The sequence below is a fragment of the Bacillus sp. FSL K6-2971 genome (genome assembly GCF_038006405.1).
GTDB classification, from domain to species: domain Bacteria; phylum Bacillota; class Bacilli; order Bacillales; family Bacillaceae; genus Bacillus; species Bacillus pumilus.
The window spans coordinates 4,083,846-4,109,787 of record NZ_JBBOVD010000001.1 but is presented as its reverse complement, the minus strand read 5'-3'; the positions used below and the strand labels follow the sequence as shown (position 1 = coordinate 4,109,787).

Sequence of the window (25,942 nt, the reverse complement as noted above, 5' to 3'; positions counted from 1 at the left end):
AAGGCTTCTCCCCCCTCCTTTTCTTTTTAAAATGACCAGTATCAAACTGTTATAGAACACGAAAAAGAGCAAATGGTCATCACCATTCGTGCACATACATTGTTGAAAACAAATAATATAGTAGAAAAACGTCTTTTCGACAAATTACACAGTCTGTGGATAAACAATTCAACAACCTGTGTAATATCTTTCCACAGCTTATCCACAGATTGTGGATAACGCAAATAGGTCAGATAAGTAATTAAGAGTTAAAACACAAATATAATATCAAAATAAACGAGATGGTGCAATGGGTGTCACAAACTTATCCACACATTTTACATCCTGTTGAAAAATAATTATCCACATCGGTTATTTGTGTGAAAAAAATGTCGATAATGGATGTGGATAGTCTAAATATGCCGGAAAAATATCCACACCCTTGTTTTGGAGTCCTTTTAGGAGGAAAAAAAGAATAAAATCTTGGAAACTGAAAAAGAAGGTTTCTTCGTTTGATAAATTATGTTATGCTTATAAGGTTGATAATAAGAGTTTTATCATTGATATTGACAATCGATGTGTTACACAAATATAATGAGTTAGACTGTCTTAAACAGCTATTCCTCAGGGAGGTGTCATAAATGAAAAGAACGTTTCAACCAAATAACCGTAAGCGTAGTAAAGTTCATGGCTTCCGCAGCCGTATGAGTTCTAAAAACGGACGTCTAGTTATAAAGCGACGCCGCAGCAAAGGTAGAAAAAAATTATCAGCTTAGGCCACTGAATAATGTCAGTGGTCTTTTTTACATAAAATCGTAATTGAACTGTCAGTTTTTATCGGAGTGGAAGAAAACATGAAGAAGCGAAACAGGCTAAAAAAAAATGAAGAGTTTCAAAAAGTGTTCAAAAAAGGTCAATCAATGGCGAACCGCCAATTCGTTATTTACCAGCTGGATCAACCAAATCAAGATGAACTGCGTTTAGGATTGTCTGTCAGTAAGAAGATTGGTAATGCAGTGATGAGAAATCGAATTAAACGACTGATCCGCCAGGTGTTTTTAGAGGAAGGTCATAAGTTAAAACAAGAAAAAGACTACATTGTCATTGCAAGAAAACCAGCAAGTGAATTGACCTTTGAAGAAACAAAAAAGTCTCTCCAACATTTATTTAGAAAATCCGCTGTTTATCAACAACAATCGAAAAAGTCTTCGTAATAGAAACTTTCGTTGAATCAATTTTTAAAAGCGCTTCCTTCATCTAGTGAACTAAAATGAAACCACCACTTTGTAATGAAAAAATGTTACCATACTGATTAGGTGAGTCACTTTCGTAATCAATTCCAACTTAAATAAAGTTTGAAGTAATGGGAGGAATCTTGTTGAAAAGGCGATTATTACTAATATTTAGCTTGATTGGCGCATTGGTTCTATTGGCAGGATGTACACAAATTAATGAACCAATCACATCAGATAGTAAGGGATTTTGGAACTCTTATATTGTTTACCCGCTATCTCAATTAATCACGTACATGGCAAATTTGACTGGTGAAAACTACGGGGTTGCGATCATTATTGTGACACTGTTAATCCGCTTGCTCATTTTACCATTAATGATTAAGCAGTTAAGAAGTACAAAAGCAATGCAAGCATTGCAGCCTGAAATTAAAAAGCTTCGTGAAAAATATAGCTCTAAAGATCAAAAAACTCAGCAGCAGCTTCAGCAGGAAACAATGGCCCTTTTCCAAAAAAATGGCGTCAACCCATTGGCTGGCTGTTTCCCGATTTTAATTCAGATGCCAATCCTAATTGGTTTTTATCATGCAATTATGAGAACAGCAGAAATTAAAAAGCATACATTCTTATGGTTTGACTTAGGCAGTCCAGATCCATTGTTCCTATTACCGATCATTGCGGGGGTAGCTACTTTCATTCAGCAAAAGCTGATGATGGCTGGAAATCCGTCGGACAACCCTCAAATGGCGATCATGCTATGGGTTATGCCGATTATGATCATTGTATTTGCTATTAGTTTCCCAGCAGCACTTTCATTGTACTGGGTTGTAGGTAACATTTTCATGATCATCCAAACATTAGTGATTAAAACTCCTCAAGTAAAATTAGATACAAAAGAAAAAGCTGGCGGGAATAAAAAATGAAGGAAATAACTGCTGTCGGTCGCACAATCGAAGAAGCAGTAGATTCCGGACTTAAACAAATGCAGCTTCTGAAAGAAGAAGTAGATATCACAATAGTTGATGAAGGAAATAAAGGGTTCTTAGGATTATTTGGTAAAAGACAAGCTGTAGTCAAGCTGATAGAAAAGAGAAATGCTCTTAAATTAGCTACACAGTATTTAGATAATATTGTTAAATCCATTGATCCTAAAGCGAAGATTGTTTCCAAACAGGAGCCGAAAAAGATTTCTTTTCACATTGATGGAGATAAAACATCATTAATGATTGGAAAAAGAGGTCAAACTTTGTACTCTTTAGAAACCTTGGTACAGTTAGTGTTTAATCGCTATTCTGATCAGTATCATCATATTACCATTGATATTGGAGATTATAGGAAGAAGCGACAAGAAGCACTTGAACAATATGCCGTCAAGACAGCAAACAAAGTTTTAAAAACGAAGAGAAAGGTTCATTTAGAACCAATGCCTTCGAACGAACGAAAAGTAATTCATGATACGATCGCTGCTTTTTCTAAAGAACTAGCAACGGCATCGGAAGATACAGGCAGCAAGCGTCATGTTGTGGTGCTGTATAAAAAATAACAGAAAGGCTAGAATTCAGCAAAGCTGGATTTTAGTCTTTTTTTATTGAAAAATTGTGTTTCTATAGAAGATTCATCCTTTATTTCTAAAAAGTTAGAGTGTAAGTTGAGTGGAAAATGCCATTTTTACAAGTAAACAAAGGCATCGGGGCGTTTAAATTTATCGGGTTTCGGTGTAAGATGTGAAGATAAGTTTAGAACGTCGTTATTCACATGTGGATAAGTTAAGTGTTAAAATAGATAGGATGCAAAGCTGTGGATAATTGTATAGAGGATACTTTCACTTCGCTTTCATTTATGGTATCTTTAAATTTTGGATTAAGCGTTTTTGATATAGAGATGGACAACGTCCATTTAATAGATAAAAGACTGTCTATTAAAGTAGAGAAAGAGGTGATTGAGCGATGGATACAATTGCAGCTATTTCGACACCGATGGGTGAAGGAGCAATTGCGATTATTCGTTTAAGTGGGCCTGAAGCGGTGCAGATCGCTGATAGGATGTATAAAGGGCCTAAGGAGAAAAAACTTGTATCAGTGGATTCTCATACCATTCATTATGGTCATATCGTGGATGCAAGGACTGATCAAGTAATAGAAGAGGTCATGGTGTCAGTACTTCGAGCGCCAAAAACATTTACGAGAGAAGACGTTATTGAGATTAACTGCCATGGCGGAATTGTAACGGTCAATAAAGTATTGCAGCTTGCTTTAAGAGAAGGAGCAAGATTAGCGGAGCCAGGTGAGTTCACAAAGCGTGCTTTCTTAAATGGAAGAATAGATCTATCGCAAGCGGAGGCTGTCATGGACTTGATTCGGGCAAAGACGGATCGAGCGATGAATGTAGCAATCACTCAAATGGAGGGACGTCTCTCCGGTTTGGTTCAGCGACTGCGCGGCGAGATCCTAGAAACACTGGCGCATATTGAAGTCAATATTGACTACCCTGAGTATGACGATGTTGAAGAAATGACACATCGCGTCTTAGTGGAAAAAGCGACATCCGTCAAAAAAGAAATTGAATCGTTGCTCTCGACTTCCCAGCAGGGGAAAATCCTTCGAGAGGGCTTATCCACTGTAATTATAGGAAGGCCGAATGTTGGTAAGTCTTCCTTGCTGAATAGTCTTGTACAGGAAACAAAGGCCATTGTCACAGATATTCCTGGAACTACGAGAGACGTTATTGAGGAATATGTGAATGTAAGAGGCGTACCTCTCCGTCTAGTCGATACTGCGGGTATACGTGAGACAGAGGACATTGTTGAGCGTATAGGGGTTGAACGATCTAGACAGGTCTTAAAAGAAGCTGACCTGATTTTACTTGTGCTCAATTATAGCGAAGAATTATCAGAAGAAGATATTAAGCTTTTTGAGGCTGTCTCAGGTATGGATATCATCGTGATTGTGAATAAGACAGATCTTGAGCCTAAGCTTGATGTAGAAAAGGTCAAGCAGTTAGCAAAGGATCGTCCGGTGGTCACTACATCATTATTACAAGAAAAGGGCATTGATGAGCTTGAAATGGCGATTCAATCACTGTTCTTCACTGGATCAATTGAAAGTGGAGATTTAACGTATGTAAGTAATACAAGGCATATTGCTCTTCTTCAGGCAGCAAAACAATCAATTGAAGATGCTCTTGAAGGAATTGAAATGGACGTACCAATCGACATTGTTCAAATAGATTTAACACGCTGCTGGGAACAGCTCGGTGAAATTATAGGAGATGCTGTTCATGAAAGCTTGATTGATCAGTTATTCTCTCAATTCTGTTTAGGAAAGTAAAGGGAGGAACATAAGAAATGGGTTATGAAGCTGGCAATTATGACGTCATCGTCGTGGGTGCCGGTCATGCTGGGGTTGAGGCTGCTCTTGCTTCTGCAAGACAGGGCGCTAAAACACTTGTATTGACTATCAACCTCGATATGGTTGCTTTTATGCCATGTAATCCGTCCGTAGGTGGTCCTGCAAAAGGGATTGTCGTTAGAGAAATTGATGCACTGGGCGGAGAAATGGCACGAAATATAGATAAGACGCATATTCAAATGCGCATGCTGAATACGGGGAAAGGACCTGCTGTTCGTGCTTTAAGAGCGCAAGCAGACAAGTTCCAATATCAGCATGAAATGAAAAAAACAATGGAAAATGAACCGAACCTGACAATGCTTCAAGGTATGGTGGATCATTTAATTGTAGAAGATGATGAATGTAAAGGTGTCGTTACACAAACAGGGGCAAACTATCGTGCGAAGTCTGTTGTATTAACGACTGGGACTTTCTTAAAAGGTCGTATTATTTTAGGGGATTTATCGTATTCAAGTGGTCCTAATAACCAGCAACCATCCATCAAATTATCGGATCACCTAGCAGAGTTAGGATTCGATTTGGTTCGCTTTAAAACAGGAACACCTCCTCGAGTGAATAGTCACTCGATTGACTATAGTAAAACAGAAATTCAACCAGGTGATGATGTTCCGCGGGCGTTCTCCTATGAAACGGTTGAATATATCACAGATCAACTGCCATGCTGGTTAACTTATACGAGTTTAGAAACACATCAAATTATTGATGAGAATCTTCACCGTTCTCCAATGTATTCAGGTATGATTAAAGGAACTGGTCCTAGATACTGCCCTTCCATTGAAGATAAAGTGGTTCGTTTCAATGACAAACCAAGACATCAAATTTTCTTAGAGCCAGAAGGTCGTAATACGCAGGAAGTGTATGTTCAAGGATTATCTACAAGTCTTCCAGAGGATGTACAGCAGCGCATGCTTTCCACCATCCCAGGGCTCGAAAATGTACAAATGATGAGAGCGGGTTATGCCATTGAGTATGATGCAATTGTGCCTACTCAGTTGTGGCCTACACTCGAGACGAAGAAAATTTCTGGATTATATACAGCTGGCCAAATTAATGGTACGTCTGGCTATGAGGAAGCAGCAGGTCAAGGAATTATGGCAGGTATTAATGCAGGAAGAAAAGCATTGGGTAAAGAAGAAGTCATTTTAAGCCGATCTGATGCATATATCGGTGTTCTCATTGATGATCTTGTCACAAAGGGAACAAATGAACCTTACCGTCTTTTAACATCCCGTGCAGAGTATCGTTTGCTTCTTCGTCATGACAATGCGGATTTAAGATTAACTGAACTTGGCTATCATATTGGATTAATTTCTCAAGAAAGATTCCAGGCATACCAGCAGAAAAAAGAAGCCATTGAAGCAGAGAAAAAACGTTTATATTCTGTCATCATTAAACCCACAGCAGAGACACAAGAATTTATTCGTTCACTTGGTGGAAGTGAGCTGAAGGACGGTATTCGTGCAAGTGATTTGATGAAGCGTCCAGAAATGAACTATGAATCTGTTGTGACGTTAGCTCCTGCTGAAACACCGCTTCCTTCTGATGTGTGTGAGCAGGTAGAGATTCAAATTAAATACGAAGGTTATATCGAAAAGTCACTCCAACAAGTTGAAAAGCTGAAAAAGATGGAGAACAAAAAGATTCCTGATCGTATTGATTATGATGCCATCAAAGGAATTGCAACTGAAGCGAAACAAAAGCTGAAAGAAGTCCGACCGCTTTCTGTTGCACAGGCTTCTCGTATTTCAGGCGTTAACCCTGCTGATATTTCTATCCTTTTAGTATATTTAGAGCAGGGACGTATTGCGAAGATAGCAGAATAGAAAGGATGTCGGCATGAACATTGAACAATTTACAGCAGCACTAGAGGAGAAAGGGATGACTCTTTCTCCTGTGCAGCTTGAACAATTTGAAACTTACTTCCGCATGCTTGTAGAATGGAACGAGAAAATGAATTTGACGTCCATTACTGAAAAGGAAGAAGTGTATTTAAAGCATTTTTATGATTCAATTTCAGCATCATTTTTCATTGATTTTCACAAATTGACGACGATTTGCGATATAGGAGCTGGTGCTGGTTTCCCAAGCATTCCTCTTAAAATTTGCTTCCCTCATCTACATGTGACCATTGTTGATTCTCTTCAGAAACGAATTACGTTTCTCAATGAGTTAGCAAAAGGGTTAAACTTACAAGATACTACTTTTTATCATGATCGTGCGGAGACGTTTGGACAACGTAAGGAAAAGCGTGAAAGCTATGATCTTGTCACTGCTAGAGCAGTTGCGCGTTTATCTGTATTGAGCGAACTATGTCTGCCCCTTGTAAAAAAGGAAGGGTTGTTTGTGGCATTAAAAGCATCTGCTGCTGATGAAGAAATGCAAGCAGGGAAGAAAGCCGTTACTGTCCTCGGAGGAGAGGTTGTTGAAAAGCATTCCTTTGTTCTCCCTTTAGAAGAAAGCGAACGGAACATCATTGTCATTGAAAAGAAAAAGCAAACACCAAAAAAATATCCTAGAAAACCAGGAACACCTAATAAATCACCAATAGAAGGTTGATCATGTAAAAGGTCGGTTTTTCTTCAATATTTAAGATTTTACAGAAGGAAAAAACATGAGAAAATAGAATTATAAAAAGGTAGTTTTTAAAGGTGGTGTAGGTTCATGAAGCATTCACTCTCACGCTTCTTCGGGCTTGGTGACAAAGAACATCCAGAGCGTGAAACCGAAATAGAGGCAGAGATTGCTGAGCATGATACATTAAAGGAAGAGATACAGGAGCTCCCGGTCGACACAATTATGCCAAACCGTTTTCAGCCACGCACCATTTTTTCAGAAGAAAAGATACATGAGCTGGCCACGACGATTCATACCCATGGCATTATCCAACCTATTGTTGTCAGACCGACAGAAGAAGAAGGAAAATATGAACTGATCGCCGGCGAAAGACGTTGGAGAGCGGTACAGACTCTTCACTGGGAGAAAATCCCCGCTATTATAAAAGATTTTACTGATACGGAAACGGCATCTGTGGCATTGATTGAAAATTTGCAAAGAGAAGAGCTGTCTGCTATTGAAGAGGCTCATGCCTATGCACGTCTTTTAGAGCTTCATGATTTAACACAGGAAGCGCTTGCTCAGCGTTTAGGTAAGGGACAATCAACTGTTGCAAACAAATTAAGACTTTTAAAGTTGCCTGAAGAGGTACAACAGGCCATCCTAGAGAAAAAAATCTCTGAAAGGCATGCACGTTCACTTGTACCCCTAAAGCTTCCAGAATTACAAATCGCGCTATTGCAGGAAATCATCGAAAAGCAACTGAATGTAAAACAGACTGAAGAGCGTGTAGTGAAAATGCTTGAACAAAAAACAGATCGCAAACCGAAGCCAAAACGTAAGGCGTTTAGTCGTGATACACGAATTGCGATGAATACCATTCGCCAGTCTCTCCATATGGTAGAAGACAGCGGGCTTAAAATAAATACCGAGGAAGAAGAATTTGAGGAATATATCCAATTAACGATTCGAATTCCTAAATAGAGAAAAGCTGATGAGAGCCACTCGTCAGCTTTTTTATTGGTTCTACTTTATATTTACTTATTATTCACAAATTGGTAAAATATTATTTTTATAGAGGAAAGGAGGTGACATGACTCGATGAAAATGAAAAAGACGAATTTTGTTATTATTTGTTATTTACTATTTTCTTTTTCTCTTTCTACAAATGAAACAACCACATTTGCTGTGAATTCGCCAACGGTTCCTGCAGAAGAAAGTCCGCTGACCAAAAAAGAACTGAACGTCCTGAAGAAACAAGGTGTTGTTTCGAAGGAGATCACTTTAGATCAATTAAATCATGAGCATGAGTCTCAGGACGACACAATTGACCTGATTTCAGCTGGCGATCATTTGAAGGATTATGGCTTACAACAAAACAAGCAGGATGAGTTTGTGACGGATGATAAGCCGCACACCATCAAACGCCTTTTAGGAAAGCCGTATCCTGGTACCGATATTTCGCCTAAAAAAGGGGATATATTGGTGACAAACACTGATGCTTTGAAGGGAATCGTTGGACATGCAGGTATCGTCATTAATGAGAAGAGCTTTGCTTCTATTCCAGGGTTTCGACAGCATCCTCAGCTTGATTCCATTCTTAACTGGTTTCGCTATAATGCCAATACAAAGGTCATTCGTATTAATCAAGAGGAAACAGCAGACCTGGCAGGGGAATGGGCGCGCGATTATGTGAAAGCTCATCCAAAGGCTCGATACTCCATCACGATGTCTATTCAATCACTGGACCCAACTTATTGTTCAAAGATTGTGTGGCAGGCCTATGCCAAAACAGGCGATGCTGTAGGACATGCGACATTTACCATTAAGACCCCCTATGGATTCTTAAAAAAGAGAAGCTATAAAACAGTGACCCCTAAGATTATTGTGAACGAAGGCCGTACAATTGGTGGATTACATTTTTGACAAGTGCCCCTCACTTTTGATGGAAGTGAGGGTTTTTTATGATATCTTTTTCTTCAAAAAGATATATTGATATATTTTTTACTACGTTTAAGTTCGTCTTTTCATGTACGAAAATAGACATTTGCTGACGAATATATAATGGAGAAACAAAAAAAGCAAACGTTTCATACTTTTTTTGATAGAATAGGAAGTATGAATGAATGAGAAACTTGTTAAGTTGAAAGTGGGTGACATCGTGGGAAAAATCATAGCGATTACCAACCAGAAGGGCGGCGTCGGGAAGACGACAACTTCTGTTAATTTGAGTGCGTGTTTAGCATACATAGGTAAACGAGTGTTGTTAGTTGATATTGATCCGCAGGGCAATGCCACGAGTGGTATTGGGATTGAGAAGGCCGACGTAGAGAAGTGCGTGTACGATATTTTAGTTGATGATGCAGATGTTCTTGATGTGATTAAGACGACAGAGGTCGAAAATCTTGATGTCATTCCTGCGACGATACAGCTTGCAGGGGCTGAAATAGAGCTTGTGCCTACGATTTCACGTGAAGTGAGATTGAAGAGAGCACTTGAATCTGTTAAGCAAAATTATGATTATATGATTATTGACTGCCCGCCATCACTCGGATTACTGACAATTAATGCGTTAACAGCATCCGATTCCGTTTTAATCCCGGTACAGTGCGAATATTATGCGCTTGAAGGATTGAGCCAATTGTTAAACACCGTTCGTCTCGTGCAAAAACATTTAAATACGGATCTCGCCATTGAAGGTGTCTTGCTGACAATGCTTGATGCACGAACAAATCTTGGGATTCAAGTCATCGAAGAAGTGAAGAAATACTTTAGAGATAAAGTCTATCAGACCGTTATTCCGCGAAATGTAAGACTGAGTGAAGCGCCTAGTCATGGGAAACCGATTATCTTGTATGATCCACGTTCAAGAGGTGCAGATGTCTATTTAGACTTAGCAAAGGAAGTGGATGCGAATGGCTAAAGGTCTTGGAAAGGGTATTAATGCACTATTTAACACTGTAGACTCAAATGAAGAAACGGTTGAAGAAATCAAAATAAAGGATTTGCGTCCAAACCCGTATCAGCCAAGGAAAACGTTTGATGAAGATGCATTGTCTGATCTCAAAGAATCCATTCAGCAGCACGGTGTTTTACAGCCGATCATTGTCCGTAAATCGATTAAAGGATATGACATTGTAGCAGGAGAACGTCGTTTCCGTGCAGCACAACAAGCTGGTCTGACAACGATTCCTGCGATCGTCAGAGAATTTTCAGAAACGCTCATGAGAGAGATTGCCCTTTTAGAAAATCTGCAACGCGAGGATTTATCTCCATTAGAAGAAGCGGAAGCCTATGCTTCCTTACTAGATCACCTAAGTGTGACGCAAGAGGAATTAGCGAAGCGATTAGGGAAGAGCAGACCGCATATTGCGAACCATCTCCGTCTTTTGACTTTACCGGATGAAGTACAAAAGCTGATTGCAGATGGAAAGTTATCGATGGGTCATGGAAGAACCTTGCTTAGCTTGAAAAACAAAAATAAGCTGGCGCCATTGGTAAAGAAAATTGTGGACGAGGGGTTAAACGTACGTCAGGTTGAGAAACTTGTTCAGCAATTAAACGAAAATGTTCCACGTGAAACAAAGAAAAAAGAAGCACCAAAGGATCGAGTGTTGAAAGAAAGAGAGTCTTTCTTGCAAAACTACTTTGGCACTTCAGTGTCGATCAAGAAACAGAAGAAAAAAGGAAAAATAGAGATTGAATTTCTCTCGAACGAAGATTTAGAAAGAATCCTCGAATTGCTTTCTACGAGAGAATCATCAGAGTGACCATCTTGATACGAGATGGTCTTTTTTATATTCTCCCAGTGATATTTTGAATAGGAGCGAAGAGAGAACGGCTTTTTTCTCTTGTCCAATCCATTTGATCAATATGAGATAGACTTTCAGAAAGTGTATTGGCCATAGACATGACAAGATGAAGGCGTGTGTTTTGGAGAACGAAGTATTCCATAAAGCCGCTCACATTGACGATCCCATTAATATGAATATCTCCTACCTCTGGCAGCTCTTTTTGTACACCCGCTCCAGGCTTTAACGGTCCATCTCCAATTTGGAAGGAGCCTACACTTTTCACTCTTCCTAAGCAGGCATCAATCGCTACAATAAACGGATGTTTATGAGCTTGTTCAATTTCAGCGAGCTTTTCTTTTAAATTGACCGCATGAACTGGGTCAGAGAGCGTGCCATATACATGAAGCTTTTTCAAATCAAGGCCTGAAAGCTTTGTACCAACAAGTGGACCTAGAGAGTCGCCAGTTGAGCGGTCTGTTCCAATACAAACGATGGCAACGGGTCTTTTTCCTGCTTTCTGAAGATGCGAGAATAAAATACTTTTAAGCTGTTGAATGGCGTTTGTATCCGTATGGGACACGTATTCTTTCACCCTATTTCTAAAAAAAAGACCGTTCTTGCTATTCATAGGTCTCACTTCCTTGTCATAGTAGTTAGTAACAGTATACGGAAACAAGCTTAATTCTATACCTATGAGGTGATGATTGTGTGGAAGGCTGGTTCAAGGTGGACGCTTTTAATTTTAGGAAGCTTAATAGGAGCGGGGTATGCTTCCGGCCAAGAAATTTGGCAGTTTTTTGGCATTGATAGTGGACTAGCCATTCTACTGTTTACATTGATGTTTATGCTGTCTACCTATGTGGTGTTAAAAATCAGTTATGAGGTACGTGCCGATCACTTTGTGCCAGTGCTAGAGCGGCTTGTCGGCCCGTGGCTGGCTAAAGTGTATGATGTTTTAATTGTCCTTTATTTATTCACGACAACGACAGTCATGATTGCCGGTGGCGGGGTGACACTCGAGATGTATCATGTGCCATTTTGGGTGGGCATCGGTGCATTTTGTCTATTTTCATTTATGATTTTTTTCTGGGATGTGAAAGGGCTCTTATCTGTGAATGCTTTCATTATACCAATTTTGGTGGCGGGGCTCATCTATGCGTTTGTTTTTTATTATATGAACCATGATCATATGTGGCGGATTGATTTTGGGCAGCAGTACAATTGGCCTGCCAGCATTGTCTTTGCTTCTTTGAATATATTATCTGTAGTCGCAGTGCTGTCTTCGGTTGGAAAAGAAATGAAGGGCCTTGGCGAGGCCAAAGTGGCGAGTATATTAAGCGGTCTGATTTTTGGGATCATCTCGTACGTGTATAACGAAATATTGGTTGATATTTCTGGGAGCCTATCAGCAGAAGGGATTCCTTTGTTTACAGTATTAGAAGGAGCACCAACATCATTGTTTGTGTTTATGACCGTTGTCCTTTGTCTAGCTATTTATACGACGACAGCGGCAGGTTTATTTGGTTTATCCAGCCGGATGCTTTCTTTTGTACCATTGCCTCGCTGGCTGGTTGTGCTCGTGATGCTTCTGTTGATGGCGCCTTTAACATCTCTTGGGTTTGCAGATTTGATTGCTTTCTTGTATCCGATATACAGCTTGCTGAATCTTTATTTGCTTGTCTGTTTAATGCTATATCCGATTTTAAGTAAAAAGATATTTTCTCGCCCTGAAAATTATATTGATAAAATAAAATAAGCACCTCTCTTTGTCAGAGCTGTGCTTATTTTATACGAATAGAATCAATGGCGTCTTTGATATCATCATAGACTGGCATTTGCTTGAGACGCTGAAGGCGTTCCTCTAATTCTGAAATGGCTTGTCCTTTTAAATGCTGGGAGATGTGTTGTTTGACAATGGTCGTCTGGTTGATCATGTCTTCGGTTTTAGACAATTGATACTCCAGGTGTACGCGAGTGTTTGCTAATTCGTCATGCAGTCGCATTTTGAGCAGCCGTTTTAGATCCTTTCGCTGTCCTTCTCTTCGTAGGGCCTGAATTGCGGCTATTTCTTCTGGGGACTGCGTTTGCGTTTGTGGTGCCGATTGATTTTCAAATACAGACATGGATCGGCGGGTACTCACATTTTGCAAGAAACGCTGGGCGTCACTAGGAGGTTTATTTTGATTGATCATGCGGTGACTCCTTTCTTAATGAATACCCATTTGCATCGCAAGGCGTCTATCTGCCTTGGCGTAATCATCACCCATTGTGTACATATGTCTTGAAAGGGAAGAAAGTTCTTGTTCGTAATCTCTCAAGGTGTACAGGGCATTCAGTTGTTTTTCATGTGAATAAAAGGAGGAATGATGTTGTTCCATCCTCACTTCTTCTACCAGTGCTTCCACATCACTTGGACTTAATAAATCATAGTGGCCAAAGCCGACGAGTCCTTTGAGCTCTTGTTTTACATGCTGGACGGCGTCTTTTACACTTTCATCGATCCCATCGATTTTATCAAATATAGTGTGTACTTCATGTTCAATCACACTTTGGAGATCGTAGGATGAATTTTTCAGTAAATGGGATTTTATGATAATTTCTAGACCGCTTTGTGCATATGCACGTCCAGAATGGATTTCTTGCAACAGCATGGCTGTAAAACTTGTATTATGATCAAGCTGTTCATCTAAAATACGGGCAGATCCATCTTTGTGGAATGAATACCCATTTCCTTTTAAACTTCCAGAAATAAGAGCTAAAAAAGCATTTGTATCAAAGGATTCGTTCCATTCTATATTCATAGACGCAAAAGCTGATTTTAAAAAGGTGTCAATTTCTCTTTGTTTATATTTAACGGATTCTTGGACGGCGCCTTGCTGCTGTGGCGGCACGGTGTACTTAACTTGACCAACTCCATGATCATGGCGATTGAGTAAACCTACATAATGACTAGGTTGAATATATTCAGTCAAGATCCGTGTATATTGACCTTGCTGCGTTTTCTGCTGAATCGAAGGCGCCAGACTGCTCCATATATTTGGGCTATCAAAGGTGACGGCTTTTTTGACAGCTGGCTGTTCTGTCGCAACATAAGCACAAACAGCACCGGCAAGGGCTTGTCCAGTGAGATAGATACCTGCATTGGGATGCTTCTGGCTGACTTGCTCTATGTATTCCTTCCCTTTAAAAAAGACATGATCTTGATTGCTATCAAGGGACTTCCTTTCAATGGGATAGGCATAATCCGTTTTGAGCAATGACTGTGCCGCAGTGTGTACATCTTGTGGCGAGGTCACCGGCATTTGCTTTGGCATCGGACAGTGAAAAGCGACGATGAACTCGTCTGATTGTTCCGGCTGCATCGTTAATCCATATAATTGATGATCGACCTTGAGAAAATCATGGACAGTGAGCGTTTGCTGACCTATTTCTATCGTATGGTGCTGCTGGTAATTGTCTATGTTTCCAGCATGATCGGATATGATTTTATATTCTTTATCAGTTAATCTATCCTTTCGATTGACCATCGTACCTGCTCCCTCACATAACATTTATGCAGATATCATAAATCAAAAAATATGGAAAAACCACAGCGTTCTACCAATAAAAACCTTTTGACCTACAGTGTTTGTGACAATATTGAAAAAAAGCGGAGTTTAAGTAACTATTGGTCACAAATAAAATGATCTAAAAGAAGGGTTTTTTCTATAAAAAAGAATAGAAGAAAGAGGGTCTTTGCTTTGTGCATTGCTCTTCATCGCCGTTTTTTTGTACAATAGATTCAATGAAGTGAGCAAGAGAGGTGAAAGCTGATGGCAGACAAAGCGTTTGGGTTACATGACGTCGTTGAAATGAAGAAACCCCATCCATGTGGTGTCAATCGGTGGAAAGTAATTCGGTTGGGCATGGATATTCGCATTAAATGTGAAGGCTGCGGGCATAGCGTCATGATCCCAAGAAGAGACTTTGAACGAAAAATGAAGAAAATTCTCGTCAAGCATGAGGAGCCAACTGCTTAAGTAGGCCTCATGCTTTTTTGATGAAATTTGTCTTTTGTATAGAAGAATTAGATGCAAATTTCCGTTTTAAAGGATTGATTTATTCTTTTTGGCAATGTTTCTTCTATTGATAATGCATAACGGTTAGCTTGTCTTTTCATGTAAACCTACTTATAATTGCTCTAGGTTCATATTACGCAGTATAACGAGCACGTTTGATATAGAGGAGATGAAAGAATGGCTTTAACAGCTGGTATTGTTGGCTTACCTAACGTCGGGAAGTCAACGCTATTTAATGCAATTACACAGGCTGGAGCGGAGTCTGCTAACTATCCGTTTTGTACCATTGATCCAAACGTCGGAATTGTAGAAGTTCCAGACGAGCGTTTGCAAAAACTAACAGAATTGGTGCAGCCGAAAAAGACAGTTCCGACTGCTTTTGAATTCACTGATATTGCCGGTATTGTCAAAGGGGCTTCAAAAGGTGAAGGTTTAGGGAATAAATTCCTTTCTCACATTCGTCAAGTAGATGCGATCTGTCACGTGGTGAGAGCTTTTGCAGATGATAACATCACACACGTATCAGGTAAGGTTGACCCTGTGTCAGATATCGAAACCATTAATTTAGAGTTGATTTTGGCTGATTTAGAAACAGTTGAAAAACGTTTGGCTCGTGTGAGTAAGCTTGCAAAACAAAAGGATAAGGAAGCGGTAGCTGAATTTGATATTTTGTCGAAGCTAATGAACGCATTTGAAGCTGGGAAATCGGCAAGATCTGTAGAATTTACAGATGAGCAGCAGAAGCTTGTGAAACAGCTTCATTTACTCACATCTAAACCAGTTCTTTATGTAGCAAATGTGAGTGAGGATGAAGTAGCAGATCATGACGGCAACGAATATGTGCAGCAAATCCGTGAGTTTGCTTCTGGTGAAAATGCTGAAGTCATCGTCGTATGTGCGAAGATCGAGTCTGAAATTGCAGAGCTTGAAGGAGAAGAGAAGCAAATGTTCCTTGAAGAGCTTGGCATCAAAGAGTCAGGTCTAGATCAGCTGATTCAAGCATCTTATTCACTTCTTGGTTTAGCTACTTATTTCACAGCAGGTGAGCAGGAAGTACGCGCTTGGACGTTTAAAAAGGGAATGAAGGCACCGGAATGTGCTGGAATCATTCATACGGACTTTGAACGTGGGTTTATTCGTGCTGAAACGGTTGCATATGAAGATTTACTTGCTGGTGGAAGCATGTCTGCTGCAAAAGAGGCTGGAAAAGTCCGTCTAGAAGGTAAAGAATATGTAGTGAAAGATGGAGACGTCATTCATTTCCGTTTTAATGTATAGGTTCTTGTCATAGGCCAAGTAATTTGTTATAATATACAATTGTGAGTAATATAATTTATTGCTCCTTGCCCGTTTAGGGCCGCTTAGACCAAAAGGAGGTGCAATCAGATGAGAAAGTACGAAGTTATGTACATCATCCGCCCAACAGTTGACGATGAGGCTAAAAAAGCAGTTATCGAGCGTTTCAATAACGTGTTAACTTCAAACGGTGCGGAGATCACTGGAACAAAGGATTGGGGTAAACGTCGTCTTTCATACGAAATCAACGATTTCCGTGAAGGCTTCTACCAAATCGTAAACGTTCAATCTGACGCTGCAGCAGTTCAAGAATTTGACCGCTTAGCTAAGATCAGTGACGATATCATTCGCCACATTGTTGTTAAAGAAGAAGTATAAATCATTGAAATATATATTTAAAGGTGGTCTTTCAATATGCTAAACCGTGTTGTATTGGTCGGAAGACTAACAAAAGACCCTGAGCTTCGCTACACGCCTAATGGTGCGGCTGTAGCCACGTTTACTCTAGCTGTGAATCGTACGTTTACGAATCAATCTGGAGAGCGTGAAGCCGATTTCATTAACTGTGTTACTTGGAGAAGACAAGCCGAGAACGTGGCTAATTTCTTGAAAAAAGGAAGTCTTGCCGGTGTAGACGGTCGTTTGCAGACAAGAAACTATGAAAATCAGCAAGGACAGCGTGTCTTCGTGACAGAAGTTCAAGCTGAAAGTGTTCAATTTCTTGAGCCTAAGAGCGGCAGTGCTGGTTCAGGTGGATACAGCGGCGGTGGCAATAGCGGAGGCCAGTATTATGGCGGTAGCCAAAACGATCAGAATCCATTTGGAAATGAACCAAATCAAAATCCATATGGCAATCAAAGCAACCAACAAAATCGTAATCAGGGAAATAGCTTCAATGATGACCCATTTGCGAATGATGGTAAACCGATTGACATCTCCGATGATGATTTGCCATTCTAATTGATTTGAAAAATTGACTAAAGGAAAGGTGTGAAAACAAATGGCAGGTGGACGCAGAGGCGGTCGTGCGAAACGTCGTAAGGTATGTTTCTTTACTTCTAACGGTATCACGCACATCGATTACAAAGATGTTGATCTTCTTAGAAAGTTTGTTTCTGAGCGTGGTAAAATTTTACCTCGTCGTGTAACAGGAACTAGCGCTAAGTATCAACGTAAATTGACATTAGCGATTAAAAAATCACGTCAAATGGCATTACTTCCATACGTTACTGGTGAGTAAGTCGTTGACTTAAAAGCGGAGAGCCTCGAGCTCTTCGCTTTTTTTTGTCTCACGAAGAATCTCATCCGATTTGGCTAGAGCTGTTTTTGGCGGGCACCTTAGGGGAAGTATGTAAAAGAGAGTAAAAGTGACAGTTTGTTCTATACAAATACGGGGTTGATCTGTCATATTGGTAGTCTAGAAAATAATTGCAGTCAGGGCGTGGGAAGATGATTGAATTTAAGAAGGTATCGATGCAATTTTCTGATGAGCGCTATGCCGTTCAATCGGTTGATTTAGAGATTCAGAAAGGTGAGTTTTTTGTTTTCATTGGACCTAGTGGAAGCGGGAAAACGACAACATTGAAAATGATCAATCGTCTCATTTCTTCAACAGAAGGTGAGATTTACATAAAGGGTCAAAAAATAAACGATTATGATATGTATGAACTGCGCTGGGATATTGGGTATGTTCTGCAGCAAATTGCTCTTTTTCCTCATATGACCATTGAAGAAAATATCGCTGTGGTGCCAGAGCTCAAACAATGGAGTCGGAACGAGATTAAAAAGCGAGTGGATGAATTGATGCAGATGGTTGGGCTTGACCCTGCTATGTATCGACATCGAAAGCCATCAGAGCTATCTGGTGGACAGCAGCAGCGTATCGGTGTTGCACGTGCACTTGCAGCTGATCCGGAGATTGTCCTCATGGATGAACCATTTAGTGCGTTAGATCCACTAACGAGGGAGAAATTGCAGGATGATCTGCTTGATTTGCAGCGCCGTATTCAAAAGACCATTGTCTTCGTGACACATGATATGCAGGAGGCGATGAGGCTTGGTGATCGAATTTGTATCATGAAGGAAGGGAAAGTGGTGCAGATTGGTCGTCCAGAGGAATTGGTTCAACACCCAGTGAATGCTTTTGTTCGGGAGTTTGTCTCAGGGGCTGCTCGCCATGCGTTACATCAATCGTTTGAGCTAGAGGACATGGCTAGACCAATGGCTCACGAGGCTCTTTTAGGCTATGAAGCGATCACAGCACATGCCACGCTGGATGAGGTCTTATCCCAATTGGCAAAGCATGAGGAATTGGCTGTGGAAAAGGATGGGGAGCGAATTGGACTAGTGAATCGTCAAGCGGTGATTCAGTTTTTAGCTGATTCTCCTAGAGAGAGGGGCGAGTCACATGAATGATTGGATCAATGTGTTATTGGATCGAAAAGAACAATTGGGACACGCCTTACTTGAGCATATTCAAATTTCGTTTATTGCTTTATTTTTAGCCATTTTGATTGCCATTCCCTTAGGTATCTATTTAACGAGAGTGCCAAAGCTTGCAGAATGGGTGATTGGGGTGACGGCGGTCTTGCAAACAATCCCGTCGCTTGCGCTGCTTGGCTTGCTGATTCCTCTTGTTGGAATTGGGCAAGTTCCTGCGATTATTGCGCTTGTCGTTTATGCCCTACTCCCTATTTTAAGAAATACATATACAGGCATTCAGGAGGTCGACCCTTCCCTGAGAGAAGCGGCGCTTGCCATGGGAATGAATCACCGTAAACGGTTATTAAAGGTGGAACTGCCTCTGGCCATGCCAGTCATCATGGCAGGTATCCGAACCGGGATGGTTCTCATTGTGGGAACTGCCACTCTTGCCGCACTGATCGGAGCTGGGGGATTAGGAAGTCTAATTTTGCTGGGAATTGACCGAAATGATATGTCACTCATTGTCATTGGCGCTATACCAGCAGCCTTACTCGCACTCTTATTTGATGTGGTGCTGCGCACGTTTGAGAAAATCTCTTTTAAAAAGACTGTGATTTCTGTGACGGTTTTTGCTGTGTTTGCAGGAGCTATTGTCGCGGGCCCATTACTGTTTCAACAAGAAAAGAAGGAAATCACCATCGGTGGAAAGCTAGGATCGGAGCCTGAAGTTCTGATCTCGATGTATAAGCTTTTAATTGAACAGGATACGGATATTCAAGTCAATCTTAAGCCTGGTCTTGGCAAGACGTCTTTTGTTTTTCAAGCTTTACGGTCTGGTGATATTGACATTTATCCTGAGTTTACGGGCACTGCGATTTCTGAGTTCCTCAAACAAACAGCGAAAAGCACAGATAAAGAAAAAGTGTATGAGCAAGCGCGGCGCGGTTTGGAATCATCTTTTAAGCTCCGCCTTCTTGAGCCGATGGCTTACAATAATACGTATGCTTTAGCCGTGCCTCAGTCGCTGGCTGATCAATATGATGTATCCAATATTTCAGATCTAGGCAAGATCAAGAATCGCATAAAAGCCGGATTCACCTTAGAATTTTCTGATCGCCAAGATGGGTATCGAGGTATTCAAAAGACCTATCAACTTGCCTTTGATGATGTGGTGACGATGGAACCGAAGCTTCGGTATCGAGCGATTCAAAAAGGAGATATCAATTTAGTCGATGCGTATTCGACAGACAGTGAATTGAGGCAATACAAATTAAAGGTGCTTGATGATGATCAGCATGTTTTCCCGCCATATCAAGGAGCACCGCTGCTAAGGCAGGAGACATTAACGGAGTACCCTGAGATTGAGACCTCTCTCAATAAGCTCGGTGGTCAAATCACAGACGATGAGATGAGAGAAATGAATTATGAAGTGAATGTAAAAGGTAAGGATGCATTTCAGGTAGCGAAAGCCTATTTAAAAAAGAAAAAATTACTGCAATAATCAAGGAAGAGCAGGTCTGTTATGCAAAAACAGACCTGCTTTTTTCAAAGGAAAAACAAAAATCGTTGACTTTTATTTAAAAACATCATATCCTTAATTCGAGATAAATATATTTTTTTGATTTAATATCTCGAATTCGAGATAATATAAAGACGTCAGTAAAGACATAATGAATAGAGGCTTGTTACTTCATGATTAGGAGGTCATTAGAAGTGAAGAAAACAGAAGGAATTCACCATATCACAGCAATTGTAGGGCATCCTCAGGAGAACGTTGATTTTTATGCAGGTGTTTTAGGACTTCGTCTCGTGAAGAAGACCGTGAATTTTGATGATCCAGGTACTTACCATTTATATTTTGGAAATGAAGGAGGATCTCCGGGAACGATTATCACGTTTTTCCCTTGGCCAGGTGCTCAAAAGGGACAAATTGGCGCAGGTCAAGTGGGCGTGACGACATATGTTGTACCACCAGGCGCTTTCTCTTTCTGGGAGGAACGTCTTGAGCAGTTTGATATTTCTTATGAAATGGTTGAACGCTTTGATGAAGCCTTTCTCTCATTTGAAGATCCACACGGCTTGTTGATTGAGCTTGTAGAGCGTGCGGAAGGGAAACAAAATGAGTGGACATTTAACGGAGTCACACCAGATGTTGCAATCAAAGGATTTGGCGGAGCTGTTTTGTTAACATCACAGCCAGAGCAAACGATGCAGCTGCTCGAACAAACAATGGGTTTTGAACGAGTTGGAGAAGAAGTGGATTATGTGAGATTCCGTTCGTTTGGTGAGATAGGCAATGTCATTGATGTGAACAAGACACCTGTTGCACGCGGACGTATGGGTGTTGGAGTGGTGCATCATATTGCATGGAGAGCGACAGATGATCAGGATCAGTTAGATTGGCAAAGACATATTGCGCAAAGCGGGTATCAAGTGACACCTGTGCAAGATCGAAATTACTTCAATGCCATTTATTTTAGAGAGCTTGGCGGCATATTATTTGAAATTGCGACTGATCCTCCAGGGTTTGCACACGATGAATCAGTGGAAACTATGGGTGAAGCATTGAAATTGCCACCGCAATATGAAGCGCAGCGCAGTCAGATTGAACAAATTGTGCTGCCAATAGAAGTGAGAGAATTGAAAGGGAAAGGAGATGCATGATGAAACATCTTTTTCGAAAAGGAAAGAATGAACAAAGACCTGTTTTGTTATTACTGCATGGTACTGGCGGGACGGAAGAAGATTTATTGCCGCTTGCCGATTTAGTAGATGCTGACGCTTCTGTTCTTAGTGTGAGAGGAAATGTGTTGGAAAACGGTATGCCGCGCTTTTTCAGACGTTTAGCAGAGGGTGTTTTCGATGAGCAGGATTTAATTGAGCGGACAGAGGAACTTTATACATTTATCGGAGAAGCAGCAGATGAATATGGGTTCGATCGTCACAATGTCGTCGCTCTCGGATATTCCAATGGGGCGAACATTGCTGGAAGTCTTTTATTCCATTACGAGGATGCGTTAAAAGGAGCTTTCCTGCATCATCCAATGGTTCCAAGACGCGGAGTTTCATTGCCTTCATTGGCGGGGAAACAAGTCTTTATCGCAGCTGGTAAAAATGACCCAATGTGCCGCCCAGAGGAATCACAAGAGCTCGAGCAATTGCTGCAAGGCGCAGGCGCTTCGGTCACACTACATTGGGAAGACCGCGGACATCAGCTAACGAGAGAAGAAGTCGATGCTGCGGCATTATGGTATCGTCGTCAATTTTAATGAAGGTAGGGAATATAGATGGGATTTTTACAGAAGCTTTTTGGGCAAACCAAACAAAAGGAGATGGAACAAATGGAAAACGTAAAATTAGCAGTTATTTATTATAGTTCAACAGGTACAAACTATCAGATGGCAAAATGGGCAGAGGCTGGAGCGAAAGAAGCTGGAGCTGAAGTGAAAGTATTAAAGGTTGCTGAATTGGCACCAGAAGCAGTTGTGGCATCAAATCCAGCATGGAAAGCACATTTAGACGAAACAAAGGATGTCCCAGAGGTTCAATTAAGTGATTTAGAGTGGGCAGATGCCATCATCTTTAGCATGCCAACACGTTTTGGTAACCTACCGGCTCAAATGAAGCAATTCTTAGACACAACTGGCGGCTTATGGTTCCAAGGGAAATTGGCAAACAAAGCAGTGAGTGCGATGACTTCTGCACAAAACCCAAATGGCGGACAGGAGCAGACCATTCTCAGTCTTTACACAACGATGTTCCACTGGGGAGCGATTATTGCCGCTCCTGGATACACAGATGACTCGTTATACGGTGCAGGGGGCAACCCTTACGGCGTGAGTGTCACTGTTGACCAAAACGGAAAGATCCAAGAGGATGCCGAAGCTGCTGCAAAACATCAAGCAAAACGTACAATCAATGTAGCAGAATGGATCAAAAAGGGTCAAAACGCTTAATCGATGAATACAAAAAGAATGCAGCCTAGGCGCTGCATTCAGGCTGTCGAGAAAATCTCGACAGCTTTATATTTTTTCTTAAAGTTTCCATTCCCCCGTTTTATAATAGAGAAAAGCATACTAAAGGAAGGTGTTTTTCTCATGTTCCACACTAGAAATTCTTCTCAGCACGAAGCCGAATTTGTATTGCTAGATCAACTGGTCGAAGAGGATCACCTGCTTCGTAAAATTGATCAGTACATTGACTTTTCATTTATCGTAGATAAAGTAAAACCGTATTATAGTGAGAATAAAGGTCGCCCTTCTCTTGATCCACTTATTTTATTCAAAATGATGTTTATCGGATACCTGTACGGTATCCGTTCTGAAAGACAACTTGAAAAAGAAATTTACTATAACATGGCGTATAGATGGTTTTTAGGTTTGAACATCAATGACCCCGTTCCTCATCACTCGACCATTAGCTGGAATCGTCGTACTCGATTCAAAGATACAACGATTTTTCAAGACATTTTCGACGAGATTGTGCTTCAAGCCATCAATCACGATATGGTTGGAGGGCGCGTCCTTTTTACTGATTCAACCCATCTTAAAGCGAATGCAAATAAACATAAATATACAAGAAAAACGATCGAACAAGATACTCAGAACTATATGAAAGAATTAGATGTAGCCGTCCAAGAAGATCGAGAGGTACACGGAAAAAAGCCCTTAAAGAAAAAAGAGGAGGTGAAAACAAAAAAAGACATTCGTCAAAGTAAAACTGATCCTGAAAGTGGCTATCTTTATCGCGAAAACAAGCCAGAAGGCTTTTTCTACCTAGACCACCGTACAACGGATATGAAGCACAACATCATCACAGATGCCCATGTCACACCCGGCAATGTCCATGATTCCGTTCCATATCTTGATCGATTGGATCACCAAATCGCCCGATTTGGTTTTCAAGTAGAAGCTGTTGCCCTTGATTCTGGTTATTTGACAACCCCAATCTGTAAAGGTTTATCCGATCGCCGTATTTTTGGTGTCATCGCACATAGACGCTTTCATCCAACAAGAGGATTATTTGAGAAGTGGAAATTTCAGTATGACTCTGAACATGATCACTACATATGCCCAAATGGTGAGAAGCTATTATATACAACAACTGATCGAAAAGGTTATCGGTTCTACAAATCAGACCCTAAAAAATGCGTATCGTGTCCTTTCCTAGAGAGCTGTACAAGGTCGAAAAATCATCAAAAAGTGATCTCAAGACATGTATGGGAAGAACATAAAGAAAAGATCAGGCAAAATCGTCTGTCTGCTTCTGGAAAAGAGCTATATAAAAAAAGAAAAGAAAAAATAGAGCGAAGCTTTGCAGATTCAAAACAACTGCATGGGCTTCGCTACTGCCGGTTGAGGGGAAAACAAAATGTGAGTGAGCAAGTGCTTCTCACAGCTGCCTGTCAGAACATGAAGAAGATTGCCACACACCTAGCGAAGCTAGGCTAGGTGTGTGGGAGGCCTTTTTCTTTAAATCTCATCCATCATCATTACGATGAAAATAAAAAAGATTGTAGAAAAACATGAGTTTCTCTACAATCTGAATGCAGCCTAGGCGCTGCATTCTTTTTTATTTAATAAGGATCTGATGGTGTGCTGTTGTTAATCGCTTCGTCTACAGCTTGTGCGGCGCCTGTAGACCCTATAGGTCCGCTTGGCTGTTCTTGTTTGAAGGCTTTTAAGCCATCAGCGACACGCTTTCCGTAATCAGGGTCTGCCTTTGTAAAGTTTTCGATCATTTGCTCTTGTATGTCCTTTTGACAGGTCGCAAGGGTGTTGACTAAGTTCTTAATCAATTCCTCACGTTCCCAATCATTGAAGCGGCGATATGTTTCTCCGGCTTGTCCGAAGTTGTTCGGGCGGTCAATGGTTTCCCGTTTGACGTCACCCTCTACAAAAGGCGTATGATCCTTTCCATCCTGCTTGGCTTCTTTTAATCCGCCGAGGATCGATGGTTCATAATTCACATGAGGATTTTGCCCTTTGCCTTGATCGACCTGGTATTCCATTTGCCCATCTCTTTGATTCGTGGCGACATGCTTTTTCGGTGCATTGATCGGCAGCTGTAAATAGTTCGGTCCCACACGATATCGCTGCGTATCAGAGTAAGAGAAGGTGCGCCCTTGAAGCAATTTATCATCTGAGAAATCCAAACCGTCTACGAGAACGCCAGTCCCAAAAGCGACCTGCTCAACTTCTGCGAAATAATTTTCTGGATTTTTGTTTAACACCATTCGTCCGATCGGTTTCCATGGATAGTCATCCTTGTACCAAAGCTTTGTTGGATCAAGCGGATCAAAATCGAGGTGAGGGTGGGCATCATCTTCCATGATCTGCGCATAGACCTCCCATTCAGGATGATCTCCTTGCTCAATAGCTTCATATAAATCCTGTGTGGCATGATTAAAGTTTTCACCTTGTATCGCTTGAGCCTGTTCTTGTGTCAGGTTGCGAATGCCTTGCTTCGGTTCAAAGTGATATTTGACCAGCACTGCTTTTCCTTCATGGTTCACCCATTTGTACGCATGGACACCTGAGCCTTGCATGTGGCGATAGGTTGCTGGGATACCCCATGGTGAAAAGAGAAATGTCACCATATGTGTCGCTTCTGGAGATTGCGAGACGAAGTCAAAAATACGCTCGCCGTCCTGTCGATTGGTGACAGGATCAGGCTTAAAGGCATGAACCAAATCTGGAAACTTCAAAGCATCTCGGATAAAGAAAATTTTCAGGTTGTTTCCAACGAGGTCCCAGTTGCCTTCTTCTGTATAAAATTTAATCGCAAACCCTCTCGGATCGCGCAATGTTTCTGGCGAATGACCGCCGTGAATGACAGCAGAAAAACGAACGAAAACAGGAGTCTTTTTTCCTTTTTCCTGAAATAACTTCGCCCTTGTATAAGTGGAAATGGGCTCGTCACCGAATGTGCCATAGGCTTCAAAATAACCGTGAGCTCCTGCACCGCGCGCATGGACGACACGTTCAGGAATACGTTCGCGATCAAAATGACTGATTTTTTCTAGGAAATCGTAATTTTCAAGCGTAGTTGGGCCTCTATTTCCAACGGTTCTCATATTTTGATTGTCTGTTACGGGGTGACCTTGCCGATTTGTTAAAGTGTCTTCTGACTCTGAAGATGGCTTAGGGTGTTGATCTTCTTTCAATTCGAATCCCTCCTTCAATATCTCCCTAACAATA

Annotated in this window: 27 protein-coding genes; 23 read left to right on the top strand and 4 right to left on the bottom strand. The window is 40.9% G+C overall.

Annotated features, from left to right (window positions below; genetic code table 11):
• Window positions 1-620: 620 nt before the first annotated feature.
• The 11 genes from rpmH (at window position 621) to MHI33_RS21685 (ending at window position 10,941) form a co-directional block, all read left to right on the top strand.
• Window positions 621-755: a 50S ribosomal protein L34 gene (rpmH, locus tag MHI33_RS21735; protein ID WP_081277122.1), complete on the top strand. Its 135-nt coding sequence runs from the start codon at window positions 621-623 to the stop codon at window positions 753-755.
• A gap of 78 nt (window positions 756-833) precedes the next feature.
• Window positions 834-1,193 carry a ribonuclease P protein component gene (gene rnpA / locus MHI33_RS21730; protein WP_106067531.1) on the top strand — a complete coding sequence of 120 codons (360 nt, stop codon included), beginning with the start codon at window positions 834-836 and terminating at the stop codon, window positions 1,191-1,193.
• A 158-nt stretch (window positions 1,194-1,351) separates the two neighbouring features.
• Entirely contained in the window at window positions 1,352-2,134 is a 783-nt protein-coding gene (gene spoIIIJ / locus MHI33_RS21725) for a YidC family membrane integrase SpoIIIJ (protein WP_088002962.1), read from the top strand.
• On the top strand, window positions 2,131-2,754 hold the full coding sequence (gene jag, locus MHI33_RS21720) for an RNA-binding cell elongation regulator Jag/EloR (protein WP_003215074.1): 624 nt from the start codon (window positions 2,131-2,133) through the stop codon (window positions 2,752-2,754). Before spoIIIJ ends, jag begins: the two co-directional genes overlap by 4 nt.
• 403 nt (window positions 2,755-3,157) lie before the next feature.
• Window positions 3,158-4,537 (top strand): tRNA uridine-5-carboxymethylaminomethyl(34) synthesis GTPase MnmE, encoded by a 1,380-nt coding sequence (gene mnmE, locus MHI33_RS21715; RefSeq protein ID WP_044139031.1) that lies wholly within the window; start codon window positions 3,158-3,160, stop codon window positions 4,535-4,537.
• A 17-nt stretch (window positions 4,538-4,554) separates the two neighbouring features.
• Entirely contained in the window at window positions 4,555-6,441 is a 1,887-nt protein-coding gene (mnmG, locus tag MHI33_RS21710; protein ID WP_065097567.1) for a tRNA uridine-5-carboxymethylaminomethyl(34) synthesis enzyme MnmG, read from the top strand.
• A gap of 13 nt (window positions 6,442-6,454) precedes the next feature.
• The gene (gene rsmG / locus MHI33_RS21705) at window positions 6,455-7,174 is read left to right on the top strand and encodes a 16S rRNA (guanine(527)-N(7))-methyltransferase RsmG (protein WP_283924086.1); all 720 of its coding nucleotides are present in this window, start codon (window positions 6,455-6,457) and stop codon (window positions 7,172-7,174) included.
• Window positions 7,175-7,279: 105 nt separating this feature from the next.
• A complete protein-coding gene (noc, locus tag MHI33_RS21700; RefSeq protein WP_003214896.1) occupies window positions 7,280-8,155 on the top strand; it encodes a nucleoid occlusion protein in 876 nt (291 codons plus the stop codon).
• Between the two features lie 117 nt (window positions 8,156-8,272).
• A complete protein-coding gene (locus tag MHI33_RS21695; RefSeq protein WP_065097569.1) occupies window positions 8,273-9,097 on the top strand; it encodes an orthopoxovirus pf05708 family protein in 825 nt (274 codons plus the stop codon).
• A gap of 235 nt (window positions 9,098-9,332) precedes the next feature.
• Complete coding sequence (gene soj / locus MHI33_RS21690) at window positions 9,333-10,094, top strand: sporulation initiation inhibitor protein Soj (RefSeq protein ID WP_034620351.1); 762 nt, start codon at window positions 9,333-9,335, stop codon at window positions 10,092-10,094.
• Window positions 10,087-10,941 carry a ParB/RepB/Spo0J family partition protein gene (locus MHI33_RS21685; protein WP_003214953.1) on the top strand — a complete coding sequence of 285 codons (855 nt, stop codon included), beginning with the start codon at window positions 10,087-10,089 and terminating at the stop codon, window positions 10,939-10,941. Before soj ends, MHI33_RS21685 begins: the two co-directional genes overlap by 8 nt.
• 25 nt (window positions 10,942-10,966) lie before the next feature.
• Here MHI33_RS21685 and yyaC read toward each other — a convergent pair whose 3' ends face one another.
• Window positions 10,967-11,593 carry a spore protease YyaC gene (yyaC, locus tag MHI33_RS21680; protein WP_003215235.1) on the bottom strand — a complete coding sequence of 209 codons (627 nt, stop codon included), beginning with the start codon at window positions 11,591-11,593 and terminating at the stop codon, window positions 10,967-10,969.
• A gap of 72 nt (window positions 11,594-11,665) precedes the next feature.
• Between yyaC and MHI33_RS21675 the strand changes: the two genes are divergently transcribed.
• On the top strand, window positions 11,666-12,721 hold the full coding sequence (locus MHI33_RS21675; protein WP_113767984.1) for a YkvI family membrane protein: 1,056 nt from the start codon (window positions 11,666-11,668) through the stop codon (window positions 12,719-12,721).
• 25 nt (window positions 12,722-12,746) lie between these two features.
• Here MHI33_RS21675 and MHI33_RS21670 read toward each other — a convergent pair whose 3' ends face one another.
• On the bottom strand, window positions 12,747-13,157 hold the full coding sequence (locus MHI33_RS21670) for a hypothetical protein (RefSeq protein ID WP_003215287.1): 411 nt from the start codon (window positions 13,155-13,157) through the stop codon (window positions 12,747-12,749).
• 15 nt (window positions 13,158-13,172) lie between these two features.
• Window positions 13,173-14,492, bottom strand: coding sequence for a hydrolase (locus MHI33_RS21665; RefSeq protein ID WP_265208623.1), 1,320 nt, complete (start codon window positions 14,490-14,492; stop codon window positions 13,173-13,175).
• 285 nt (window positions 14,493-14,777) lie between these two features.
• Here MHI33_RS21665 and MHI33_RS21660 point away from each other — a divergent pair, with 285 nt between their 5' ends.
• The 11 genes from MHI33_RS21660 (at window position 14,778) to MHI33_RS21610 (ending at window position 24,193) form a co-directional block, all read left to right on the top strand.
• Window positions 14,778-14,984: a DUF951 domain-containing protein gene (locus MHI33_RS21660; RefSeq protein ID WP_012011910.1), complete on the top strand. Its 207-nt coding sequence runs from the start codon at window positions 14,778-14,780 to the stop codon at window positions 14,982-14,984.
• A 216-nt stretch (window positions 14,985-15,200) separates the two neighbouring features.
• Window positions 15,201-16,301: a redox-regulated ATPase YchF gene (ychF, locus tag MHI33_RS21655; protein WP_044139039.1), complete on the top strand. Its 1,101-nt coding sequence runs from the start codon at window positions 15,201-15,203 to the stop codon at window positions 16,299-16,301.
• Between the two features lie 108 nt (window positions 16,302-16,409).
• Window positions 16,410-16,697 carry a 30S ribosomal protein S6 gene (gene rpsF / locus MHI33_RS21650; protein WP_044139040.1) on the top strand — a complete coding sequence of 96 codons (288 nt, stop codon included), beginning with the start codon at window positions 16,410-16,412 and terminating at the stop codon, window positions 16,695-16,697.
• A gap of 36 nt (window positions 16,698-16,733) precedes the next feature.
• Window positions 16,734-17,279 carry a single-stranded DNA-binding protein SsbA gene (gene ssbA, locus MHI33_RS21645; RefSeq protein ID WP_065097572.1) on the top strand — a complete coding sequence of 182 codons (546 nt, stop codon included), beginning with the start codon at window positions 16,734-16,736 and terminating at the stop codon, window positions 17,277-17,279.
• A gap of 40 nt (window positions 17,280-17,319) precedes the next feature.
• Window positions 17,320-17,559 (top strand): 30S ribosomal protein S18, encoded by a 240-nt coding sequence (gene rpsR / locus MHI33_RS21640; RefSeq protein ID WP_008347556.1) that lies wholly within the window; start codon window positions 17,320-17,322, stop codon window positions 17,557-17,559.
• A 209-nt stretch (window positions 17,560-17,768) separates the two neighbouring features.
• Window positions 17,769-18,734 (top strand): ABC transporter ATP-binding protein, encoded by a 966-nt coding sequence (locus tag MHI33_RS21635; protein ID WP_044139042.1) that lies wholly within the window; start codon window positions 17,769-17,771, stop codon window positions 18,732-18,734.
• Entirely contained in the window at window positions 18,727-20,244 is a 1,518-nt protein-coding gene (locus MHI33_RS21630; protein ID WP_319610050.1) for an ABC transporter permease/substrate-binding protein, read from the top strand. The genes MHI33_RS21635 and MHI33_RS21630 overlap by 8 nt, the downstream gene beginning before the upstream one ends.
• Window positions 20,245-20,435: 191 nt before the next feature.
• Window positions 20,436-21,407: a ring-cleaving dioxygenase gene (locus MHI33_RS21625; RefSeq protein WP_065097574.1), complete on the top strand. Its 972-nt coding sequence runs from the start codon at window positions 20,436-20,438 to the stop codon at window positions 21,405-21,407.
• Window positions 21,404-22,012, top strand: coding sequence for an alpha/beta hydrolase (locus MHI33_RS21620; protein WP_065097575.1), 609 nt, complete (start codon window positions 21,404-21,406; stop codon window positions 22,010-22,012). The genes MHI33_RS21625 and MHI33_RS21620 overlap by 4 nt, the downstream gene beginning before the upstream one ends.
• A gap of 18 nt (window positions 22,013-22,030) precedes the next feature.
• Window positions 22,031-22,699, top strand: coding sequence for an NAD(P)H:quinone oxidoreductase (gene wrbA, locus MHI33_RS21615; RefSeq protein ID WP_065097576.1), 669 nt, complete (start codon window positions 22,031-22,033; stop codon window positions 22,697-22,699).
• A 141-nt stretch (window positions 22,700-22,840) separates the two neighbouring features.
• The gene (locus MHI33_RS21610) at window positions 22,841-24,193 is read left to right on the top strand and encodes an IS1182 family transposase (protein WP_340909443.1); all 1,353 of its coding nucleotides are present in this window, start codon (window positions 22,841-22,843) and stop codon (window positions 24,191-24,193) included.
• A gap of 125 nt (window positions 24,194-24,318) precedes the next feature.
• On the opposite strand, the gene katX is transcribed toward MHI33_RS21610, so the two are convergent.
• Window positions 24,319-25,929, bottom strand: a complete 1,611-nt coding sequence (gene katX, locus MHI33_RS21605) for a catalase KatX (RefSeq protein WP_414428700.1) — start codon at window positions 25,927-25,929, stop codon at window positions 24,319-24,321.
• Window positions 25,930-25,942: the final 13 nt, after the last annotated feature.

Bases quoted from the DNA above. Each gene is read 5' to 3' on its own strand.
- rpmH (WP_081277122.1), top strand. From the start codon at position 621: ATGAAAAGAACGTTTCAACCAAATAACCGTAAGCGTAGTAAAGTTCAT.
- rnpA (WP_106067531.1), top strand. From the start codon at position 834: ATGAAGAAGCGAAACAGGCTAAAAAAAAATGAAGAGTTTCAAAAAGTG.
- jag (WP_003215074.1), top strand. From the start codon at position 2,131: ATGAAGGAAATAACTGCTGTCGGTCGCACAATCGAAGAAGCAGTAGAT.
- mnmE (WP_044139031.1), top strand. From the start codon at position 3,158: ATGGATACAATTGCAGCTATTTCGACACCGATGGGTGAAGGAGCAATT.
- mnmG (WP_065097567.1), top strand. From the start codon at position 4,555: ATGGGTTATGAAGCTGGCAATTATGACGTCATCGTCGTGGGTGCCGGT.
- rsmG (WP_283924086.1), top strand. From the start codon at position 6,455: ATGAACATTGAACAATTTACAGCAGCACTAGAGGAGAAAGGGATGACT.
- noc (WP_003214896.1), top strand. From the start codon at position 7,280: ATGAAGCATTCACTCTCACGCTTCTTCGGGCTTGGTGACAAAGAACAT.
- MHI33_RS21695 (WP_065097569.1), top strand. From the start codon at position 8,273: ATGAAAATGAAAAAGACGAATTTTGTTATTATTTGTTATTTACTATTT.
- MHI33_RS21685 (WP_003214953.1), top strand. From the start codon at position 10,087: ATGGCTAAAGGTCTTGGAAAGGGTATTAATGCACTATTTAACACTGTA.
- yyaC (WP_003215235.1), bottom strand. From the start codon at position 11,593: ATGAATAGCAAGAACGGTCTTTTTTTTAGAAATAGGGTGAAAGAATAC.
- MHI33_RS21675 (WP_113767984.1), top strand. From the start codon at position 11,666: ATGATTGTGTGGAAGGCTGGTTCAAGGTGGACGCTTTTAATTTTAGGA.
- MHI33_RS21670 (WP_003215287.1), bottom strand. From the start codon at position 13,157: ATGATCAATCAAAATAAACCTCCTAGTGACGCCCAGCGTTTCTTGCAA.
- MHI33_RS21665 (WP_265208623.1), bottom strand. From the start codon at position 14,492: ATGGTCAATCGAAAGGATAGATTAACTGATAAAGAATATAAAATCATA.
- MHI33_RS21660 (WP_012011910.1), top strand. From the start codon at position 14,778: ATGGCAGACAAAGCGTTTGGGTTACATGACGTCGTTGAAATGAAGAAA.
- ychF (WP_044139039.1), top strand. From the start codon at position 15,201: ATGGCTTTAACAGCTGGTATTGTTGGCTTACCTAACGTCGGGAAGTCA.
- rpsF (WP_044139040.1), top strand. From the start codon at position 16,410: ATGAGAAAGTACGAAGTTATGTACATCATCCGCCCAACAGTTGACGAT.
- ssbA (WP_065097572.1), top strand. From the start codon at position 16,734: ATGCTAAACCGTGTTGTATTGGTCGGAAGACTAACAAAAGACCCTGAG.
- rpsR (WP_008347556.1), top strand. From the start codon at position 17,320: ATGGCAGGTGGACGCAGAGGCGGTCGTGCGAAACGTCGTAAGGTATGT.
- MHI33_RS21635 (WP_044139042.1), top strand. From the start codon at position 17,769: ATGATTGAATTTAAGAAGGTATCGATGCAATTTTCTGATGAGCGCTAT.
- MHI33_RS21630 (WP_319610050.1), top strand. From the start codon at position 18,727: ATGAATGATTGGATCAATGTGTTATTGGATCGAAAAGAACAATTGGGA.
- MHI33_RS21625 (WP_065097574.1), top strand. From the start codon at position 20,436: ATGATTAGGAGGTCATTAGAAGTGAAGAAAACAGAAGGAATTCACCAT.
- MHI33_RS21620 (WP_065097575.1), top strand. From the start codon at position 21,404: ATGATGAAACATCTTTTTCGAAAAGGAAAGAATGAACAAAGACCTGTT.
- wrbA (WP_065097576.1), top strand. From the start codon at position 22,031: ATGGGATTTTTACAGAAGCTTTTTGGGCAAACCAAACAAAAGGAGATG.
- MHI33_RS21610 (WP_340909443.1), top strand. From the start codon at position 22,841: ATGTTCCACACTAGAAATTCTTCTCAGCACGAAGCCGAATTTGTATTG.